This is a genomic window from Rhizobacter sp. AJA081-3 (assembly GCF_017795745.1).
Taxonomy (GTDB): Bacteria; Pseudomonadota; Gammaproteobacteria; order Burkholderiales; family Burkholderiaceae_C; genus Piscinibacter.
The window spans coordinates 1,549,873-1,570,074 of record NZ_CP059067.1; the positions used below are offsets into that span (position 1 = coordinate 1,549,873).

Below are 20,202 nucleotides of genomic sequence, written 5' to 3' on the forward strand. Positions count from 1 at the left end.
CAAAAATGAAGTCCATGCATCCGACTCGATTCGTCTGCCTGCTTGCCGCCTGCCTCGCCACCTCGGCCGAGGCGGCACCCCTGCCCCGGACCGATGCCGAGCGCGCCTGCTGGCAGCGCTACACGCGTGAACGCACGCGGCTGGACTTGAAGGAGCTGACGGCGGTGAGCTTCACCAACCTGCGCAACGGCTACCGCGTGCGCAGCCCGTTCCTGGTCGAGTTCGGCATCAAGGGCATGGGCGTGGTGCCGGCAGGCAAGGCGCTGCAGGGCACGGGGCACCACCACATCCTCGTCAACACGCGCATGCCGCCGTCGGTGAGCGAGAATCTGCCCTTCAATGACGGCCACCGCCACTTCGGCAAGGGCCAGACCTTCGCCGTGCTCGACCTGCCGCCGGGCAAGCACACGCTGCGGCTGCTGTTTGCCGACCACGAGCACCGACCCTATTTCGTCTTCAGCCCGGAGATCAGTGTCGAGGTGACCGGCAAGCGAAGCGCCGAGCCGCTGAAGATCGACCCGGCCAGTTTCGAGGCGAGCTGCGCGTCGTGGTATCAGGACGAGGTGGCGCGCCCACGCGGGCCGGGCGAGTGGGTGACGGTGACCAATGTGCGCGATGGTGAAGCCCTGGTCAGCCCGTTCACCCTGCAGTTCGGCGTCGAGGGTTTCGGTGTCTGCGCCAAGGGCCAGACGGCGGATCGCACCGGCCACTTCATGCTCGACGTGCTGCGCGACGGTCGTGTCGTTCAGGCACTCGATCTCTCGAACGGCGCGACGCAGGCGAACGTGTTCGTGCCGGCGGGCAGCTACCAGATCCGCTTGCGCTTCGTCGACGGGAAGACCCAGCGAGATCTGCTGCCGCCCCACGAGCAGGGCGTGGTGGTGACGGCGCAGGAACGGCTGTAGCCGCCGGGCGGGCCTCAGCTGCGCTTCACGCGCAGCAGTTCGTCGAGGATCAGCAGCACCGCGCCGACCGTGATGGCGCTGTCGGCGACGTTGAACGACGGGAAGTACCAGCCGCCGTAGTGCACCTGGATGAAGTCGACCACGTAGCCGTGCAGCAGCCGGTCGATCACGTTGCCCAGCGCGCCGCCGAGGATCAGCGACAGCGCCAGCGAGAACATCTTCTGCGCGCCGTGGCCGCGCAGCATCCAGACGATGAAGCCGGCCGCCGCCACGCCCAGCCCGACGAAGAACCAGCGCTGCCAGCCCGAGGCGCCGGCCAGGAACGAGAACGCCGCGCCGGTGTTGTGCACCCGCACGACGTTGAAGAACGAGGTGACGGTGCGGCTGTCGCCGAGCTGGAAGTAGCCCAGGATCAGCGTCTTGGTGAACTGGTCCAGGAGAATGACGGCCAGCGCGAGACCCAGCCACGGCAGCAGCGAATTGCCGGAGTTCTTGAAGGCCATGCTCAGGCCACCTTGCGGGCTTCGCCGCTGCCGAAGAGGTTGCTCGTGCAGCGGCCGCAGATCGCCGGGTGCGCCGGGTCGTGGCCGACGTCGTCGCGCCAGTGCCAGCAGCGGTCGCACTTCTGCGCCGTCGAGGGCGCCACCGCGACGGCCAGTTCGGTGCCGGCGATCAGCGTCGCCGCCGAGGTGATGGTGACGAAGCGCAGGTCGTCGCCCAGCGCGGCGAGCAGCGCGTGGTCGGCAGCGCCGGCGGTGATCTTCAGGTTCGCCTGCAGCGAGGAGCCGACGAGGCCCGCAGTGCGCACCGCCTCGATCTCCTTGTTGGCCAGGTCGCGGATCTCGCGAATGCGCGTCCACTTCGCGAGCAGCGCCTCGTCAGGGGCGGGGAAGGCCCAGTAGGTCTCGGCGAAGATCGAGGACGACTTCTCCGGCGCGAACACCTTCCACGCTTCTTCGGCGGTGAAGCTGAGGAAGGGCGCCATCCAGCGCAGCATGGCGTGCGTGATCTGCCACAAGGCCGTCTGCGCCGAGCGCCGCGCGAGCGACTTCGGCGCGGTGGTGTACAGGCGATCCTTCAGCACGTCGAGGTAGAAGGCGCCGAGGTCTTCCGAGCAGAACACCTGAAGCTTGGCCACCACCGGGTGGAATTCGTAGACCTCGTAGTGCGCCAGCACCTCGGCCTGGAATTGCGCCGCGCGCGACAGCGCCCAGCGGTCGATCTCCAGCATCTCGGCCGGCGCCACGGCATCTTTCGCCGCATCGAAGTCGCTGGTGTTGGCGAGCAGGAAACGCAGCGTGTTGCGGATGCGGCGGTAGGCGTCGACGACGCGGGCGAGGATCTTGTCGTCGCCGGCGATGTCGCCCGAGTAATCGCTGGCCGCCACCCACAGGCGGATGATCTCGGCGCCCAGCTTCTGGCTCACGGCCTGCGGCTCGATGCCGTTGCCGAGCGACTTGCTCATCTTGCGGCCCTGGCTGTCGACCGTGAAGCCGTGCGTGAGCAGGCCGCGGTAGGGCGCGCGGTCGTACAGCGCACAGGCGAGCAGCAGCGAGCTGTGGAACCAGCCGCGGTGCTGGTCGTGACCTTCGAGGTAGAGGTCGGCCTCGGGGCCTTGGTGGTGGTGGCCCTGCGGGTGCTGCTTGCGCAGCACGTGCTCGAAAGTGGAGCCGGAGTCGAACCACACCTCGAGGATGTCGCTGCTCTTCGTGTAGTGCGGTGCATCGGTCGCGCCGAGGATCTGCTCGGCGGTGGCGCGGCTCCAGGCCTCGATGCCGCCCTGCTCGACGATGGTCGCGGCCTGGTCGAGGATCTCCATCGTGCGCGGGTGCAGCTCGCCCGTGTCCTTGTGCAGGAAGAAGGGCAGCGGCACGCCCCAGCTGCGCTGGCGGCTGATGCACCAGTCGGGCCGGTTGGCGATCATGTCGCGCAGGCGGGCGCGGCCGTTCTCCGGGTAGAAGCCGGTCTGGTCGATCGCGTCCAGCGCCAGCTGGCGCAGCGTGCGTGGCGCCTTGTCTTTCGTGAACACGCCTTCGCCCGCGTCCATGCGGATGAACCACTGCGCCGCGGCGCGGTAGATCACCGGGCTCTTGTGGCGCCAGCAATGCGGGTAGCTGTGCGTGATCGTCTCGGTGGCGAACAGTCGCCCCGCGCTCTTCAGCGTGTCGATGATCACCGGCACGGCCTTCCAGATGTTCTGGCCGCCGAAGAGCGGGAAGTCGGCCGCGTAGCTGCCGTTGCCCTGCACCGGGTTGAGGATGTCGTCGTACGTCATCCCGTGCGTGACGCAGGAGTTGAAGTCGTCCAGGCCGTAGGCCGGCGACGAGTGCACGAGGCCGGTGCCGTCGTCGGCCGTGGCGTAGTCGGCCAGATAGACCGGGCTGAGGCGGTCGTAGCCGGCGTCGACGTGGGCCAGCGGGTGGCGGAAGTGGATGCCGCCGAGCTTCTCGCCCAGCACCGTGGCCACCACCGTGCCGGTGAGGCCATAGCGCACCATGCACTTCTCGACCAGCGAGGCGGCGAGCACCAGCAGGCCGCGCTCGGTGTCGACCAGCGAGTACTCGAGCGTCGGGTTCAGGTTCAGCGCCTGGTTGGCGGGGATGGTCCAGGCGGTGGTGGTCCAGATCACCGCGAAGGCGTCCTTGGCGAGCGCCGTCAGGCCGAAGGCGCTGGCCAGCCGGTCCGGCTCGGCGCACAGGAAGCCGACGTCCAGCGTCTGGCTCTTCTTGTCGGCGTACTCGATCTCGAACTCGGCCAGCGAGCTGCCGCAGTCGAAGCACCAGTAGACGGGCTTCAGGCCGCGGTAGACGAAGCCGCGCTCGACCACGCGCTTGAAGGCGCGGATCTCGCCGGCCTCATTCTTCGGGTCCATCGTCGCGTAGCGGTCGGCCCAGTCACCGAGCACGCCCAGGCGCTTGAAGTCGACCATCTGCTGCGCGATCTGCTCGGTCGCGTAGGCGCGGCTCTTCGCCTGCATGTCGTCGCGGCTGAGGTTGCGGCCGTGCTTCTTCTCGATCGCGTTCTCGATCGGCAGGCCGTGGCAGTCCCAGCCCGGCACGTACTGCGCGTCGAAGCCCTTGAGCTGGCGCGCCTTGACGATCATGTCCTTGAGCACCTTGTTGACGGCGTGGCCCATGTGGATGGCGCCGTTGGCATAGGGCGGGCCATCGTGCAGCACGAACAGCGGCGCGCCGTGGCGCGCATCGCGAAGCTGCTTGTAGACGCCTTGTTCGTCCCAGTCCTTGACCCAGCCCGGCTCGCGCTTGGGCAGGTCGCCGCGCATCGGGAAGGGTGTGTCGGGCAGGTTCAGCGTCGAGCGGTAGTCGACTTTGGCGGTGTCGTTCATGTCGGAAACGCGCTCCATCGGAGACGCGCCGGAAGAGGGATGGCGGCAGCGGAGTCCGCGCCGGGGGCAGCAGGCGGCGGCCGCGCTAAATTCGGTCGCGCGTCGTCTGCCGGCCGGTCTTCACGTAGGTGGCGGCATGCGCCGCCAGAAAGGCCCGCGCGTCGTCCACATCCTTGCGGATGGCGGCCGTCAACGCCTCCAGCCCGTCGTAGCGGGCTTCGTCGCGCAGTTTGTGCAGCAGTTCCACGCGGATGATTTTACCGTAGCCCCCCTCGGCGCCCAGGGCGGCCGGCCAGTCCAGGCAATAGACCTCCAGCAGCACGCGGCCGCTGTCGTCCACCGTGGGGCGCTTGCCCAGGCTGGCCACGCCGTCCAGCGGACCGTCGGCCAGGCCGTGCACACGCACCGCGAAGATGCCGAGCGCCGCCGGCTTCGGGTGCGAGAAGCGCAGGTTCAGCGTGCGGAAACCGTCGCCCAGGCCCGGCGCGCTCTGGCCCAGGCTGCGGCCCAGCTTCTTGCCGTGCACGACGTGGCCGCTCATCGAGTACGGACGGCCGAGCAGCGTGGCGACGCGGGCCATGTCGCCCGCGGCGAGCGCATCGCGCACCGCCGAGCTCGACACGCGCAGGCCGTGCACCTCGTAGCTGTTCATGCGCGCCACGTCGAAGCCGGCGGCCTGGCCGGCGGCGTCGAGCATCGCGTAGTCGCCGGCGCGCCGCGCGCCGAAGCGGAAGTCGTCGCCGACCAGCACGTACTTCGCGCCCAGGCCATGCACCAGCACGTCGTCGATGAAGGCCTGCGGCGTCTGCGCGGCAAAGCGCTGGTCGAAGCGCAGCACCACGGTCTGGTCGATGCCGCAGCGCTCGAGCTCGCCGAGCTTGTCGCGCAGCGTGGCGATGCGCGAGGGCGCCAGCTCGGGCTTGCCGGCCAGCGCAGCGAAGTAGTCGCGCGGGTGCGGCTCGAAGGTCATTGCGCACGAGGGCAGGCCGCGGTGCTGGGCCTCGTTGCGCAGCAGCGCCAGCATGGCCTGGTGGCCGCGGTGCACGCCGTCGAAGTTGCCGATGGTCAGCGCGCAGGCGCGCGCGATGCCGGGATGGTGGAAGCCGCGGAAGACTCGCATCGCGGCATTATCCCGTGGCGTCGCCGCGGGCTTCAGGCCTCCGGTTCGCGCAGGTTCCGGTAGATCAGTCCGCGCGACACGCCCAGGCTGCGCGCCGCCTTCGACACGTTGCCGCTGCATTCGGCGAGCACGCGCACGACGGTCTGGCGCTCGGTCTCGCGCAGTGTGGCCGGCGGCGGCACGGGCGCCGGGGCGGGCGCGCTGGGTGCCGGGCGGGCGGCGTGAAGTTCGTGGTGGCCATCGGGCGACCGCCACTGGCAGCGCAGCCACAGCGTCAGGCCGTTGGGCAGGTGCAGCATCTGCGCCTCGCGGCGCGTGGACAGGGCGGTCAGCGTGGCCAGCGGCACGCCAAAGCAGTCTTCCACCCAGGCCGCGCCGCGCTGGCCGAGCGGCGCCGTCAGGCCGAGCAGCCGCGCGGCGACGCCGTTGAGCCAGTCGATGCGGCCGTCGCCGGTCACGCCCACCAGCGCCGCCATCGGCGTGTCGAGCAGGGCCGGCGAGATCTGCATGCGCACCACCAGGTGCTCGGTGGACTGTGCGCACAGCAGTCGGTTCTCGATCTCGGCGGCGTAGTGCGCCACCACCGAAGCGGCGTCGAAGCCGAACGGAATGCCTTCGCTGGACAGGTCCAGCACGCCGGCCAGCTGGCCGCGCACGTCGCGGATCGGCGCGGCGGCGCAATGCATGATCTGCACGTTGCCGAAGAAGTGCTCGCTGCCCTGCACCACGCTCGGTTGGCCGGTGCGAGCGGTGATGCCCGGCGCGTTGGTGCCGACCACCTCTTCGGCGAGGTTCACGCCGATGCGCGTGGTGATGGGCATCAGCCGTTCATGGCTGCGCGCCTGCGTGAAGGTGCTGCCGATGATCACGCCCTGCGCATCGGTGAGCATGGCCGTGCCGCTGGTGCCGGCGAGAGTCACGCGCAGGCGCTCCATCTCGTCGGCCGCAGCCTCGAGCAGGGCGCGGTTGCTGCGCAGCGCGCCATGCATGCGGCTGGCCGTGACGGGCTCGAACACCGCCGGCCGCGCCGGGTCGGGGTGCGAGCGCAGGCAGCGCGACCACGACTGGATGACCGCCTCGCTGACCATGCCCGAGGGCCGCACGCCATCCTCGAAGAAGCGCTGCCGCGCGAGCGCGACACGCTGCTCGGGCGAGGCATAGAAAGGGTTGGCGGGCAGGCTGTTGCCGGTGCTCATGTCGGGTCTCCGGGCGGCGAGTGTGCGGCGCCCCGGGCCCGTGCGGCAAGCTGTCTCGCAACGGAACAGCCCGGGCCTAGGGTTACTCCCGAAGTGGCCGCGGCTTTGACATCGCTCTATCGTCTGGCCCGTCCTGACACAAGGACCAACGAGGAGACACGATGGACCTGAAGTTCGCACGCGGCCTGGCCGCGACGGCGCTGTCATTTGCGGCAGCGGCCGTTTCGGCGCAGAGCACCGCCGACCTGCGCAACGATGCCGCCACGCCGGGCGACGTCACCACCTACGGCATGGGCTGGTCGCTGCAACGCCACACGCCGCTCAAGCAGATCACGCCAGCCAACGCGAAGAACCTCGCGCCGGTGTGGAACCTGAGCCTGGACAACTCGACCAACGCGTCCAACCAGCCGCTGGTGATCGACGGCGTCATGTACGTCGCCTCGCACACCCACACGCTCGCGATCGACGCGCTCACCGGCCGGCAGAAGTGGAAGGTGGCCATCGAGCTGCCCAACGACATCGCCGGCTACCTGTGCTGCGGCATCCACACGCGCGGCATGGCGGCATTGAACGGTGTGCTCTATCGCACCACCATCGACGCGCACGTGATGGCGATCTCGATGACCGATGGCAAGGTGCTGTGGAAGCAGAAGGCCGCCGAGTACAAGGACGGCTATTCGATGACCCACGCGCCGCTGATCGCCGACGGCGTGCTGATCACCGGCATTTCCGGCGGCGAATACGGCTCGCGCGGTTTCCTCGACGGCTGGGACCTGAAGACTGGCGAGAAGAAGTGGCACCGCTGGACCACCGCCGCCCCCGGCGAACCCGGCGGCGACACCTGGAAGGGCGAGGCCCACAAGACCGGCGGCGCGCCGACCTGGCTGACCGGCAGCTACGACCCCGAGCTCAACCTCGTCTACTGGGGCGTGGGCAACGGCGGCCCGTGGAACGCGGCGGCACGCGGCGGCGATTCGCTCTACATCGGCTCGGTGCTGGCACTCAAGCCCTCCACCGGCGAGGTCGTCTGGCACTACCAGTTCTCGCCCGGCGACCCCTACGACTACGACGGCGTCAACGAGCTGGTGCTGGCGGACCTGCCCATCGCCGGCAAGACCACCAAGGTGCTGATGCAGGCCAACCGCAACGGCTTCTTCTACGTGATCGACCGAACCAATGGCAAGCTGATCTCGGGCACGCAGTTCGCGCGCAAGGTCAACTGGGCCAGTGGCATCGACAAGGCCAGCGGCCGGCCGATCGACACGGCGATGACGGCGATGGTGCGCAAGACCGAAGAGATGAAAGACTTCATCGAGGTCTGGCCGAGCGCCTTCGGTGGCAAGAACTGGATGCCGATGAGTTACGACCCGGGCCGCAAGCTGGTGTTCCTGAACTCCATCGACCTGGGCATGAAGGTCAAGTACGTCAAGCAGGAGCGCCCGGGCGGCCCGAACTGGTACCTCGGTCTGGAGCTCGGCGGCTTCGTCGATCCGTCCGACGGCAACCGCGGCGCACTCGTCGCCTGGGACCCGGTGGCGGCCAAGCCGGTCTGGACGGTGCGCAACAAGTCGCCGTTCTGGGCCGGCGTGCTCTCCACCGCCTCGGGGGTGGTGTTCACCGGTTCGCAGACCGGACAGTTCCTCGCCTTCGATTCGAAGACGGGCAAGAAGCTGTGGTCCTTCCAGACCGGCTCGGGCATTTCCGGCCTGCCGATCGCGTGGGAGAAGAACGGCCGCGAGTACATCACCGTGCTCAGCGGCGCGGCGCAGGTGTACGGCGCGCTGGCCGGCGACCCCGACCTGGCCAACGTGCCGGCCGGCGGCTCGGTGTGGACCTTCGCGCTGCCGTCGAGGAAATGAACGGTCGAGGGCGCCTCGTGCTCGCCTTCGTGCTCGCCGCTTCTGGAGCGGCGGCGAGCGCGCAGGAGGCCGCTCCGCCGGATCCGGCGGAGGCCGGCCGGAAGATCTACGTCTACTCCTGCCAGCGCTGCCATGGTCTGAACCTGGCCACCAACGGCATCGGCTTCGACCTGCGCACCTTCCCCGAGCACGACAAGGCGCGCTTCGTGCGCTCGGTGATGCACGGCAAGAACGCGATGCCCGCCTGGGCCGGCACGCTCAAGCCCGAGCAATTGGACCTGCTGTGGGCCTACATCGGCTCGGTCAACGGCTGGAAAGCGGCGGCAGCGCCGAAGTGAGGGCCTGCGGGCCGTCGACCCAGCGCCATTGACCCGGCGCCAGGTCGGCCGGCAGCACGAGCGCGCCGAAGCTGCTGCGGTGCAAGCCTTCGACGCGGTTGCCGACGGCGGCCACCATGCGCTTGACCTGGTGGTACTTGCCTTCAGTGAGCGTGAGGCGGATGCCCTGCGCGCCGGCGGCTTCGCAGGCGGCGGCCTTCACCGGCTTCGGGTCGTCGTCGAGCACCACGCCGGCCAGCAGCGCGGCGATCTGCTTCGAGTCCACCTCGTGCTTGCACTGCACCTCGTACAGTTTGGGCACGTGGTGCTTGGGCGAGGTGAGGCGGTGGATGAGGCTGCCGTCGTCGGTGAGCAGAAGCAATCCGGTGGTGTCCTCGTCGAGCCGGCCCACCGGCTGCAGGCCGCGGCGGCGCAGCGGCGCGGGCAGCAGGCTCATCACGCTCGGATGGTGCTTGGGCTTCTGCGAGCACTCGTAGCCGGCGGGCTTGTTCAGCATCACCAGCGCCTTCTCGTGGTACGGCCAGCGCTGGCCCTGCACGCCGAACTCCAGGCCCACGGGGTCGACCTCGTGCCAGGGGTTGTCGCAGACCTGGCCGGCCAGGCTCACGAAACCCGAGGCGATCAGCCCCTCGCACTCGCGACGTGAACCGAAACCCTGGGAGAACAGCACTTGCGCGAGATGCATGGCCTCAATCGTTGAGCTCGAGCAGCACGACATGGTTGCCCGCTGTTGGCCAGCTGCGCCCGACGAGGCGCTCACCGTTGAAGGCCGCTGCCACGCTGCGCGGGACGGCGTCGGCCAGCCGCGCCTTGACCAGCGAGACGCCCGCCACCCCCGGCGCGATGCCGGCCGGCGGGCTCTTGCCGTCGAGCATGATCTCGTCGCGCGGGATGCCGAAGTAGCCGCGCGGGCGCGTCAGCGCCACCATCGCCGGCGCATCGCGGTCGGCGTCGGCAATGCGCTCCGCGCGCAGGTTCACCAACGTCGATGAGCGCGGGAAGGGTGCGCGGTACACATGCGTGGTCGCGTACCCGTCGGCGCTGACGACGAACTCGAGCGCGGTCTTGCTGTTCACCGCCAGCGGGCCCCAGAGTCCGTCGGCACCGATGGCCTTGCGATGCAGCGCCGGGCCGAACCGCTCGCCGCTGGCGGCATCGGTGGCGTAGACCTCAACCGTGGCGCCGGCGAGCGCCAGGTTGTTCGCCGCGTTGCCGCTGCCCGGCTTGTTGTCCACGCCCAGCCCGCTCACCTTGCCGTCGAGCACCACGCGCGACTCGATGGCGGCGGCGATGACCACCGGTGCGCGGCCGGTCAGGAAGCGGTAGGCGGCGGCAAAGGCGAGCGGCCCGCAGGCCGTCTCGCGGTGGTCGATGCCGGCGATCACCACGTTCTCGGCGCCCTTCAGCTCGGGACCGTCGAAGCCCACGTTCGTCGGCGTGCCCTTGGCGCCGATCCACAGGCCGTCGGGCTGCGCGTACTTGTCGTTGCTGTCGGAGCGGATCGTCATCCACTTCACGCCGGGCGTGAGCTCGATACCCGGGCCGCCCTGATTGTTCAGCCGGGTCAGCAGGGGGCCGGCGCCGTTGAACTCGCTGTTCGGCAGGAACTTCGGGTTCGACCACACGCCGTGGTTCGGCGTGCCGCCGAGGACGGCATGCGACACCTTGGCGGCGCCGCCGCCGTGGGCGATGTAGTGGCGGATCGTGATGCCGCCGCGCGAGGCGCCCATCAGCACGACCTTCGAGGCGCCGGTGCGCGCGAGCACGCGGTCGACCTCGTCGGCGAGGAACTTCATCTGCTCGTCGGCCGAACTGCGCCCGGCCTGCGGCTTGTCGTCGGCATCGCGCGCCAGCGGGTAGGGCATGTCCAGCGCGACCAGGCGGTCGCGCGGCCAGCCGTTCGATTCGAAGCGCCACACGGTGGTCAGCCACATCGAGGCGTTGTCGCCGTTGCCATGCACGAACACGATGGGGGGCGGCAGCGTATCGGCCGGCTTGAGTGCGCAGGCGGACAGCCAGGCGGTCGTCAGGAGCAGCAATGCGCGGCGGGTGAGGGTGGTCAGCGTCATGAGACTTGCAACTCGTGGAGGGAGGGAAGCTCGGGCAGGCCCGGGCCGGCCAGGCATCGGGCTTCGCGCACGGCGTTGACCACAGCGCGCGCGGTCACTTCCGCGGCCAGCGCACCGAGCAGCGTGGTGCTGGCCGTGCGGCCCGAGGCGCCGGTGCCCAGCGCGAAGAGCGCATCGCCGTCGCCCATGGTGTGCACCGGGTTGATGCTTCGCGCCAGGCCGTCGTGGGACATCTGCGCGATCTTGTTGGCCTGTGCTTTGGTGAGCTGCGCGTCGGTGGCGACCACGCCGATGGTGGTGGCGCTGCCGGGCTGGAAGGGGACGGGCAGTTCGCCGCGCAGCAGGCTGGCCATCGTGCCCTGCAACCCTCGACCATCCATCGTGCGTGCGCCGGCGATCGGTTGCCCGGTGGCCGGGTCGATCACGTCGCCGAGTGCATTGACCGCGACGAGCGCACCGACGGTGACACCGCCGACCGTGACCGAGGCGCTGCCGATGCCGCCCTTCATCGCACGCTCGATGCCGAACAGCTTGCCCACGCTCGCGCCGGCGCCAGCGCCGACGTTGCCCTGGGCGGGTGTGTCGCGCGATGCCGCGGCGCAGGCCGCGTGGCCCGACGCGGCATCGGGGCGGATGCTCGCATCACCGACCCACAGGTCGAACAGGATCGCCGCTGGCACGATCGGTACCCGGGCCGGGCCGACCTGCACGCCGACGCCACGCTCCTCCAGCCAGCGCATCACGCCGCCAGCGGCATCCAGCCCGAAGGCGCTGCCGCCGGCCAGCAGCACGGCATGCACCTGCTCGACGGCGTTCAGTGGCGAGAGCAGCTCGGTTTCGCGCGTGCCGGGCGCGGCGCCGCGCACGTCGACACCGCACACCGCGCCATCGGGCACCAGCACCACCGTGCAGCCGGTGGGGCGGCGCGTGTCGGTAAAGTGGCCGACGCGCAGGCCGGCCACGTCGACGATCGAATCAGTCATGCCGGCATGGTAGCCGGCAGGCCGCTCGCCCCACCCTCAGGCAAACACCCCCGCCGTGTCCTGCATGCGCGCGGACACCTCGCCGAGCTGGTGCAGGCTGTCGCCGAAGGCCATCTCGATCATGGTCAGGCGCTTGAAGTAGTGGCTGCCGATGTACTCGTCGGTCACGCCGATGCCACCGTGCAGCTGGATGCACTGCTGGCCCACGTAGCGCACCGAGTTGCACAGCTGGTACTTGGCCTGCGCCAGCGCGCGGCGGCGCGCGGCGGCCGGCTCGGCCATCTTCAGGCTGGCGTAGTAGCTCATCGAGCGGCCGAGCTCGAGCTGCATCTTCACGTCGGCCATGCGGTGGCGCAGGGCCTGGAACGTGGAGATCGCAACGCCGAACTGCTTGCGCGTGTTCATGTACTCGGCCGTGACGGCGACCAGCTTGTCCATCACGCCCACGCCTTCGGCGCAGACCGCGGCGATGCCGGCGTCCACCGCATGCTCGAGCACCGGCAGCGCGTCGGTGGCGATCAGCGTGGCCGGGGTGTCCTTCAGCGTCAGCTCGGCGGCGCGCGCGCCGTCCTGCGTCGGGTAGCCGCGCACGGCCAGGCCCGCCGTGCCCTTGGCCACGATGAACAGCGCGATGCCCTGCGCGTCGCCGTCGGCGCCGGCGGTGCGCGCCGGCACGACGAAGGCATCGGCCTCGTCGCCGGCCGGCACGACGCTCTTCGCGCCGCTCAGCGTCCAGCCGCTGCCGGACTTCGTCGCCTTCGTGGTGACGTGATTCAGGCGGTAGCGGGCGGCGCGTTCCTGATGCGCGAGCACCACCAGCGCGGAGGCGTCGGCAATCTTCGGCAGCCAGGTCGCCTGCACCTCGGCCGGCGCGGCCGACAGCAGCACCGGCGCGACCAGTGCGCCCTGCGCGTAGGGCGCGTTGACGAGGCCGCGGCCGAGTTCCTCGCAGACCACCATCGCCTCGATCGCGCCGAAGCCCATGCCGCCGTTCGCCTCGGGCACGGCCAGGCCGGTCAGGCCCAGCTCGGCCAGCTCGGCGTAGACCTCGCGGGTGCGGCCACAGGACTTGGCGATGCCGTGGCGGCGCTCGAAGGAGAAGCCCTTGTCGACCCAGCGTCGCACCGCGTCGCGCAGCGATTCCTGGTCGTCGGAGAAGTCGAAGTCCATGTCAGCTCCCGAGCACGGTGGCGGAGACGATGTTGCGCTGGACCTCGTTGGACCCACCGTAGATCGTCGTCTTGCGCATGTTGAAGTAGGTCGCGGCCAGCGGCGCGCAGTGCGCGGCGCCGACCTGGTCGCCCTGCCAGCCGGCTTCCATCGCCTCCTTCACGAAGGGCAGGGCGTAGGGTCCGGCGGCCAGCATCATCAGCTCGCTGTAGCGCTGCTGGATCTCGCTGCCGCGGATCTTCAGCAGGCCGGCCACGTCGAGCGACTGCTTGCCGCTCTTCTCGGCGGAGAGCACGCGCAGCACCATCATCTCGAGTGCGACGATGTCGACTTCAAGCTTGGCGATCTCGTCGCGGAAGCGGCCATCTTCATAGACGCCCTCGGCCTTGGCGATGCGCTTGACGCGCTCGAGCTCGCGCTTGGCGCGGTTCACGTCGGCGATGTTGGTTCGCTCGTGGGCGAGCAGGTGCTTGGCGTAGGTCCAGCCCTTGTTCTCCTCGCCGACCAGGTTGTCGGCCGGCACCTCGACGTTGTCGAACCAGACCTCGTTCACCTCGTGGCCACCGTCGAGCATGATGATCGGCCGCACGGTGATGCCCGGGCTCTTCATGTCGATGAGCAGGAAGCTGATGCCAGTCTGCGGCTTGCCCTCGCTGCTGGTGCGCACGAGGCAGAAGATCCAGTCGCCGTACTGGCCGAGCGTGGTCCAGGTCTTCTGGCCGTTGACGATGTAGTAGTCGCCACGCCGCTCGGCTTTGCACTTCAGCGAGGCGAGGTCGGAGCCCGAGCCCGGCTCGCTGTAGCCCTGGCTCCACCACACCTCGCCGCTCATGATGCCGGGCAGGTGGCGCGCCTGCTGCTCGGGCGAGCCGAAGGCCATGATCACTGGCGCCACCATCACCGGGCCGAAGGGCACGACGCGCGGCGCGCCGGCCAGTGCGCACTCTTCCTCGAACAGGTGGCGCTGGATGACGTTCCAGCCGGGGCCGCCGAACTGCTTCGGCCAGGCCCAGCCGTGCCAGCCCTTTGCCCCCAGGATCTTCGCCCAGCGCTGCATGTCTTCCTTGCTCAGGTGCAGGGCGTTGTGCACCTTGTTGCTGATGTCCTTGGGCAGGTTGGCCGCCACCCAGGCGCGGATCTCGGCCCGGAAGGCTTGTTCCTCGGGCGTGAAATTCAGGTCCATGTCTCGGTCTCCATTGAGGGCCCGCGGGCCACCGACGGTTTTAGCACGATCGTGCCTTTTTGCCTTGTCCCTGCCGTGACAAGGCCGGCGGGAATAATCGCTCCAGTGAACCCACCGAGCTTTCGCGCCACCGTCGCGGCCCTCGCGGCAGGCCAGTTGCTCTGCTGGGCGGCGCTGTACTACGGATTCTCGTCCTTCGTGCTGCCCATGCAGCGCGCGATGGGCTGGAGCAAGCCCGACATGATGGGCGCCTTCACCGTCGGCCTGGGCATGTGGGGCGCGGCCACCTACGCCGCCGGAGCCGCCATCGACCACGGCCGCGGCCGCGCGGTGATGACGCTGGGCGCAGCGCTCGCGGGCTTCGGCTTCCTCGTCTGGTCGCGTGCCGACTCGCTGCCGCTGCTCTATGCCGCCTGGGTCCTGCTCGGCGCCTCGATGGCGATGACGCTGTATGAGCCGGCCTTCAACGTGCTGACCAAGCGCTTCCCCGCGCAGTACCGCGAGGGCATCACCTCGCTGACGCTGGTCGGCGGCTTCGCCAGCACCTTGTCCTTCCCGGCCGTGGCCTGGCTGCTCGCGCTGTTCGACTGGCGCGGCGCGCTGGCCGTGATCGGACTGGTTCTGCTGCTCGTGGTGGCGCCGCTGCACGCCTGGGCGCTGCGCGGCACGCCGACGCAGGACATGCCGCCGCGCGCCCACGATGCGGCCGACGACGCCACGCTGCACGAGGCGCTGCGCGAACCTTCGTTCTGGCTGCTCACTGCGACCTTCACGCTCTACTCCTTCGCCGCTGCGGCGCTGTGGGCGCACATCATGCCGGCGCTGGCGTCGAAGGGCCTGGCCGATGCGCGGGCGCTGGCGGTGGTGGTGTGGTTCGGCCCGGCGCAGGTGGCCGGGCGTTTGGCCTATCTCGCCTTCGGGCGCTGGGTGTCGTCGCGTGCGCTCGGCCTGGTCGTGCTCGGCGGACTGCCGGCTTCGCTGACCATCTTCGCGCTGGCCGACGGCACGGTCGCGCTGCTGCTCTTCGCGCTGCTCTTCGGCCTGGCCAACGGCCTGGTGACCATCGTGCGGGGCAGCCTCGTGCCGGAGTACTTCGGCCGCGAGCATGTCGGCCGCATCAGCGGTGCCATGAGCGCGATCGCGCTGCTGTCGCGCGCCGCGGCACCGCTGGCCACCGCCTGGCTGCTGCTCGCGCTGCCCGGCTATCGCGAACTGCTGCTCGGCCTGGCAGCGCTCGGCGCGGTGGCGGTGGTGGCCTTCGCGCTGGCGCGGCCACCCGCTCGTTAGTGCGCCGCCTTGAAGTCGGCCAGCATCTGTGCGGCCAGGGCATCCACGGACTCTCCCAGCGTGGCTCGCAGCGATGCGCCGTTGTCGCTGCGCCAGTCTTCGATGCGCCGGGAAGCACGTGCGAGGACCTCGTAATCCTTGAAGAGCAGCGGCTCGCCGCCGCTGGCGGCGCGCAGTTCGAGTCGCCCCACCAGCCGCAGCCGGAACGGCCGGTCCTGGCCGCTGCCCACGGTGGCCAGTTCGACCAGCCGAACCTCGGCTTGCCACGCCGCTGCGGGCGCCGCGGCGGCATCGCCACGGGCATCCTCGCGCAGACGTGCCGCGAGTTGCTCGGCGAACGGCTGGCTGGCCAGGACGTCGGCCAGGAAGGCCTGCTTGGCCTGCATCTCGGCGGCGCTCTCCGCCGTCACGGCGCCGACCACGGCGCCGGTGGCCGTGCTCACGGCCGCGACACCGAGCGCAGGCCCGGCGCAGAGTACAGCGAGCGGCCCAGCGGCCAGGCACAGCATGCCGCCGAGCAGCACACCCACGCCAGCCCCGGCAGCGGCGCCGCTGCGCGCACCGCGGGCCTTGCTTCCGGGGCCGTCGACGAACACCTCGACAGGACCATTGCGCGCCTGGAAGTCGATCGCCCCTGCGTCAACGCCGCGCGGGGCCTGCGGTCCGGCGCAGCCGGTGGCCAGCGCCACGAGCAGCAAGAGCGTCCGAAGCCAGATCTTCATCCTGGCAGCATTGGCTCACGGTCCGGCGCGCACCCGATTGCGCCGACACAATCGGGCGTCAGGGCACGGGCACGAGCACGGCGCCCCACAGCGACGGCAGGGCCAGGGTCAGCCGGCCTTCGCGCGCCTGCAGCACCGTGCCGCCGTTCAGGCGATCCTGCCAGCCGCCACCGCCGGGGCACGGCAGGGCGACGGTCCGGACTGCATCGCTGCGGTTGATCGCGACGATCGCCAGCGCCTCACCGGCGCGGCGCTCGTGGGCGAGCACCTGGTGGCTGTCATCGGCGAGCAGGGTCCGGACTGAGCCGGTCCGAAGCACCGGCAACTCGTGGCGCAACGCGATGCAACGCCGGTAGTGCGCGCAAAGCCCGTCGTCGAAAGCCACCGGCTGCGCCTGCGCGCGCAGGCCGCCGGCCGGATCGGCCGATTCCGCGTCGTACTTCTGATCGGGCCAGACCATCGGCTTGCGGCAGCAGGGATCGTTGGCGCCCCACATGCCGGCCTCGTCGCCGTAGTAGACCATCGGCGCGCCGAGGTACGTCATCTGGAACAGCACGAACAGGCGCTGCAGCGCACGCGCGTGGTCGTCCGGGCGCCGTGTGTCGAGCGTCGGCGCGCGCGAGTCGCGCGGGTGGTAGGTCTCGTCGAAGGCGCGGTAGTCGAGCCGGTCGCGGTTCATCGCGTGCGAGGCCAGCCGCGCCGTGTCGTGGCTGCCGAACAGGTTCTGCATCACCGGCGCCACGCAGGCCGGGTAGGCCTCGCGCAGTTCGCGCAGCAGCGCGTCGAAGCGGCTCGCGGTGATGCGCGTCGTGTCGCGGAAGAAGAACTCGTCGCAGGCGAAGGCGAAGTTGTAGTTCATCACCGCGTCGAACTCGTCGCCTTCGAGGAAAGGGGCGTTGAAGGCGACGTCGCGGATGTTCTCGGCCACCAGGTAGGCGTCGGGCTTGATCGACTTCACCGTGCGTCGCCAGTGCTTCCAGAAGCCGTGCGGCAGCCACGGCGCGACGTCCAGCCGCCAGCCGTCGATGCCCCGCGACACATCGCCGCCCGGCGCCATCCAGCGCCGCGTGACCGCCTCGATGTACGCACGCGGGCCGGGCGCCAGGTCGTCGCCCACCTGGCGGAACTCGGGCAGCGAGGCGTGTCCGCGCCAGCTCTCGTACTGGAAGCCGCCGGGCTCGTCGGCGAAGGAGCTCACCTTGAACCAGCCCGCGAAGCGCGACGCACGCTGCTTCTCGCTCAGGTCGCGGAAGGCCCAGTGGCGCCGGCCGACGTGGTTGAACACGCCGTCGAGGATGATCCGCATGCCGCGTGCGTGCACGGCGGCGATGAGTTCGAGCAGCTGCCGGTCGGCCGCCGTCCAGACCCAGGTGGACGGGTCGTCGCCGACCTCGCGCGCCATCAGTGCGCGGTCGCCGTCGGGGTCGGGGCCGAGGTGCACGTCGACGTGGTGCAGTGTCGAGGCGTCGTACTTGTGGTGCGAGGGCGCGTCGAACACCGGGTTCAGGTAGATCGCGTTGACGCCCAGTTGCTGCAGGTAGGGCAGGTGCTGCAGGATGCCGGCGAGGTCGCCTCCGTAGCGGCGGTCGGCCAGGTTCGCCATCAGCGGCTTGCCGGAAGCCGCCTCCCAGGGCTGCAGCGCGTACCAGTCGCTCGTCCACGGGTGCGGCCGCCAGCCGTCGGGCAAGGCGCCGGCGTGCTTCGAACCGTCGAGGCTGGCCGGCGTGGGGTCATCGCTGCGCTGGCCGTTCGCAAAACGCTCCGGCAGGATCTGGTACCAGACCGCATGCCGTGCCCATTCGGGCGTGAACCCCTCCATCAGGGCCTCTTGTCGAGCACCAGGACGTCGGAATCACGCTTCATCTGGAAGCGCGTCAGGAAGCTGTTGCCCAGCAGGATCATGTCCATGCCCGCCGGCACGACGACGGCATCGACGTTGTAGACCGTCACGTCGCCCACACGCACCTCGCCGAGCGAGACGCGGTGCGAGATCACCTGGCCGTTGGCGGTGTTGATCAGGCCGCGCTGGCCGCGCGAATAGTCCAGACCGATGCGGCGGGCCTCGGCCTCGCCGATGCCAATAAAAGTGGCGCCCGTGTCGACCACGAAGCGCACGGCGCGGCCATTGATGCTGCCGCCGGTGACGAAGTGGCCGCCCGGGCCGGCCGCCAGCACGATCTGCGTGCCGCCGCCGGCACTGGCCGCGCCGCCGAGGTTGACCTGCGCGCCGCCCAGTTGGAGCGTCTGGCGCTTGCCGCCGACCTCGACCACCGTTTCGCTGCCGGTCACCCGGATCACCTTCACGCCAGAGACCGTGGTGCCCACGGCCACGGTGCGCGGCGCGCCGTCGATCAGCAGCAGCGCCTTGTCGCCCAGGCTGCCGCTCATCGACACGCTCTGCGACATCGCCGCGCTCGACAGCAAGGCGATCGTCACTGCCAGGGCCGCACGCATGGTCAATCCCGGAAGTTGTTGAAGGAGACCGGCGAGTCCGGCACCGTCTGGCGGATCAGCTGCATCGCCGCCTGCAGGTCGTCGCGCTTGGCTCCGGTGACGCGCACCGTGTCGCCCTGGATCGCGGCCTGCACCTTCATCTTGCTCTGCTTGATGGCGGTCTGGATCTTCTTGGCCGTCTCGGTGTCGACGCCGCTCTTGACGACGAGAAGCTGCTTGACCTTGTCGCCGCCGATCTTCTCGATCTTGGCGCTGCTGTCGATGAAGCGCACGTCCACGCTGCGCTTGGTCAGCTTGGCCACGAGGATGTCGCGCACCTGGGCGATCTGGAAATCGCTGTCGGCGAACAGCGTGATCTCCTCGTCGCCGAGTTCCACGGCAGCCGAGGAGCCCTTGAAGTCGAAGCGGGTGCCGATTTCCTTGGAGGTCTGGTCCACGGCATTGCGGACTTCCACGAGATTCGGCTCGATGACGGTGTCGAAGCTGGGCATGGGAAAATTCTCGCATGCAAATCGAGTCGGGCGTGAGTCTGAAGCCGTTCAATACGTTCGGATTGCCTGCGGTGGCGCAACAACTGGTGCGCATCGCCGGCGACGCCGATGTGCGCCGGGTCGTCGACCATCCGGATCTCGGCCGCGCCGCCAAGTTCATCCTCGGCGGCGGCAGCAACATCATCCTGACGCGCGACATGCCGCAGGTCGTGCTCAAGGTCGAGGTGCGCGGCCTTCGTCTCGTCGACGAGCGCGCCGACGCCTGGATCGTCGAGGCCGGCGCCGGCGAGGGTTGGCACGACCTGGTTGCCTGGACGCTCGCCCAGGGCCTGCCGGGCCTGGAGAACCTGGCACTGATCCCGGGAACCGTGGGCGCCTCGCCGGTGCAGAACATCGGTGCCTATGGGCTGGAGCTGAAGGACCGCTTCGAGTCGCTCGACGCGGTGGACCTGGTCACCGGCCGCAGCGTCACGCTCGGCGCCGAGATCTGCGCCTTCGGCTACCGCGACAGCGTCTTCAAGCATTCGCTGGCCGGCCGCACGCTGATCACGCGCGTGCGTTTTCGCCTGCCGCGGCCCTGGCAGCCGTTGCTGGGCTACCTGGACATCGAGCGCAAGATGCGCGAGACCGGCGTGGCCGCGCCCTCGGCGCAGCAGATCTTCGACTGGGTCTGCGCGATCCGCCGCGCCAAGCTGCCCGATCCGGCGGTGATCGGCAACGCCGGCAGCTTCTTCAAGAACCCGGTGGTCACGCCGGAACAGTGCCGCGACATCATCGGCCGCGACCCGGAGATCGTGCACTACCCGATGCCCGATGGCAGCGTGAAGCTGGCCGCCGGCTGGATGATCGACGCCTGCGGCTGGAAGGGAAAGTCGGTCGGCCAGGCGGCGGTCTACGAGCGCCAGGCACTGGTGCTGGTCAACCGCGGCGGGGCCATCGGCTCCGAGGTGATGACGCTGGCCCGCGCCATCCAGGAAAGCGTCTACGGCCGCTTCGGCATCCGCCTCGAACCGGAGCCTGTGGTCGTCTGACCACACCGTCACGAAACCGTCATCGTCCCGTCTCAAAGTCATCGTCAA

Annotated in this window: 18 protein-coding genes; 5 read left to right on the forward strand and 13 right to left on the reverse strand. The window is 69.8% G+C overall.

What is annotated here, in order from left to right:
• Positions 1–14: 14 nt before the first annotated feature.
• Positions 15–905 (forward strand): DUF4399 domain-containing protein, encoded by an 891-nt coding sequence (locus tag HZ992_RS07385; protein WP_209386020.1) that lies wholly within the window; start codon positions 15–17, stop codon positions 903–905.
• 14 nt (positions 906–919) lie between these two features.
• Here the strand turns inward: HZ992_RS07385 and lspA are convergent, their stop codons facing one another.
• The 4 genes from lspA to HZ992_RS07405 form a co-directional block, all read right to left on the reverse strand.
• Positions 920–1,408 carry a signal peptidase II gene (gene lspA, locus HZ992_RS07390; protein ID WP_209386021.1) on the reverse strand — a complete coding sequence of 163 codons (489 nt, stop codon included), beginning with the start codon at positions 1,406–1,408 and terminating at the stop codon, positions 920–922.
• Between the two features lie 2 nt (positions 1,409–1,410).
• The gene (gene ileS, locus HZ992_RS07395) at positions 1,411–4,251 is read right to left on the reverse strand and encodes an isoleucine--tRNA ligase (protein ID WP_209386022.1); all 2,841 of its coding nucleotides are present in this window, start codon (positions 4,249–4,251) and stop codon (positions 1,411–1,413) included.
• Between the two features lie 85 nt (positions 4,252–4,336).
• Positions 4,337–5,371: a bifunctional riboflavin kinase/FAD synthetase gene (locus HZ992_RS07400; protein WP_209386023.1), complete on the reverse strand. Its 1,035-nt coding sequence runs from the start codon at positions 5,369–5,371 to the stop codon at positions 4,337–4,339.
• 32 nt (positions 5,372–5,403) lie between these two features.
• Positions 5,404–6,567, reverse strand: a complete 1,164-nt coding sequence (locus HZ992_RS07405) for a GAF domain-containing protein (RefSeq protein WP_209386024.1) — start codon at positions 6,565–6,567, stop codon at positions 5,404–5,406.
• 161 nt (positions 6,568–6,728) lie between these two features.
• Between HZ992_RS07405 and HZ992_RS07410 the strand changes: the two genes are divergently transcribed.
• The gene (locus tag HZ992_RS07410; protein WP_209386025.1) at positions 6,729–8,426 is read left to right on the forward strand and encodes a PQQ-dependent dehydrogenase, methanol/ethanol family; all 1,698 of its coding nucleotides are present in this window, start codon (positions 6,729–6,731) and stop codon (positions 8,424–8,426) included.
• Complete coding sequence (locus HZ992_RS07415; RefSeq protein ID WP_209386026.1) at positions 8,423–8,764, forward strand: c-type cytochrome; 342 nt, start codon at positions 8,423–8,425, stop codon at positions 8,762–8,764. The genes HZ992_RS07410 and HZ992_RS07415 overlap by 4 nt, the downstream gene beginning before the upstream one ends.
• Here HZ992_RS07415 and HZ992_RS07420 read toward each other — a convergent pair.
• Genes HZ992_RS07420 through HZ992_RS07440 form a run of 5 tightly spaced genes read right to left on the reverse strand, consistent with a single transcriptional unit; the run spans position 8,730 to position 14,169 of the window.
• Positions 8,730–9,449 (reverse strand): pseudouridine synthase, encoded by a 720-nt coding sequence (locus HZ992_RS07420; RefSeq protein WP_209386027.1) that lies wholly within the window; start codon positions 9,447–9,449, stop codon positions 8,730–8,732. The two genes, HZ992_RS07415 and HZ992_RS07420, sit on opposite strands and share 35 nt — an antisense overlap.
• 4 nt (positions 9,450–9,453) lie before the next feature.
• On the reverse strand, positions 9,454–10,833 hold the full coding sequence (locus tag HZ992_RS07425) for an alpha/beta fold hydrolase (RefSeq protein ID WP_209386028.1): 1,380 nt from the start codon (positions 10,831–10,833) through the stop codon (positions 9,454–9,456).
• Positions 10,830–11,816 carry a P1 family peptidase gene (locus HZ992_RS07430; RefSeq protein WP_209386029.1) on the reverse strand — a complete coding sequence of 329 codons (987 nt, stop codon included), beginning with the start codon at positions 11,814–11,816 and terminating at the stop codon, positions 10,830–10,832. The genes HZ992_RS07425 and HZ992_RS07430 overlap by 4 nt, the downstream gene beginning before the upstream one ends.
• 36 nt (positions 11,817–11,852) lie before the next feature.
• Positions 11,853–12,986, reverse strand: a complete 1,134-nt coding sequence (locus tag HZ992_RS07435) for an acyl-CoA dehydrogenase family protein (protein ID WP_209386030.1) — start codon at positions 12,984–12,986, stop codon at positions 11,853–11,855.
• A gap of 1 nt (position 12,987) precedes the next feature.
• The gene (locus HZ992_RS07440; RefSeq protein ID WP_209386031.1) at positions 12,988–14,169 is read right to left on the reverse strand and encodes an acyl-CoA dehydrogenase family protein; all 1,182 of its coding nucleotides are present in this window, start codon (positions 14,167–14,169) and stop codon (positions 12,988–12,990) included.
• A gap of 105 nt (positions 14,170–14,274) precedes the next feature.
• Here HZ992_RS07440 and HZ992_RS07445 point away from each other — a divergent pair, with 105 nt between their 5' ends.
• Complete coding sequence (locus tag HZ992_RS07445; RefSeq protein ID WP_209386032.1) at positions 14,275–15,456, forward strand: MFS transporter; 1,182 nt, start codon at positions 14,275–14,277, stop codon at positions 15,454–15,456.
• Here HZ992_RS07445 and HZ992_RS07450 read toward each other — a convergent pair.
• Genes HZ992_RS07450 through HZ992_RS07465 form a run of 4 tightly spaced genes read right to left on the reverse strand, consistent with a single transcriptional unit; the run spans position 15,453 to position 19,123 of the window.
• Positions 15,453–16,178: a hypothetical protein gene (locus tag HZ992_RS07450; protein WP_209386033.1), complete on the reverse strand. Its 726-nt coding sequence runs from the start codon at positions 16,176–16,178 to the stop codon at positions 15,453–15,455. The genes HZ992_RS07445 and HZ992_RS07450 overlap by 4 nt on opposite strands.
• Before the next feature lie 58 nt (positions 16,179–16,236).
• The gene (locus tag HZ992_RS07455) at positions 16,237–17,997 is read right to left on the reverse strand and encodes a glycoside hydrolase family 13 protein (protein WP_209386034.1); all 1,761 of its coding nucleotides are present in this window, start codon (positions 17,995–17,997) and stop codon (positions 16,237–16,239) included.
• Positions 17,997–18,632 (reverse strand): retropepsin-like aspartic protease family protein, encoded by a 636-nt coding sequence (locus HZ992_RS07460; protein ID WP_209386035.1) that lies wholly within the window; start codon positions 18,630–18,632, stop codon positions 17,997–17,999. Before HZ992_RS07460 ends, HZ992_RS07455 begins: the two co-directional genes overlap by 1 nt.
• 2 nt (positions 18,633–18,634) lie before the next feature.
• A complete protein-coding gene (locus HZ992_RS07465; protein ID WP_209386036.1) occupies positions 18,635–19,123 on the reverse strand; it encodes a YajQ family cyclic di-GMP-binding protein in 489 nt (162 codons plus the stop codon).
• 14 nt (positions 19,124–19,137) lie between these two features.
• Here HZ992_RS07465 and murB point away from each other — a divergent pair, with 14 nt between their 5' ends.
• On the forward strand, positions 19,138–20,154 hold the full coding sequence (gene murB / locus HZ992_RS07470; protein ID WP_209386037.1) for a UDP-N-acetylmuramate dehydrogenase: 1,017 nt from the start codon (positions 19,138–19,140) through the stop codon (positions 20,152–20,154).
• Positions 20,155–20,202 lie beyond the last annotated feature (48 nt).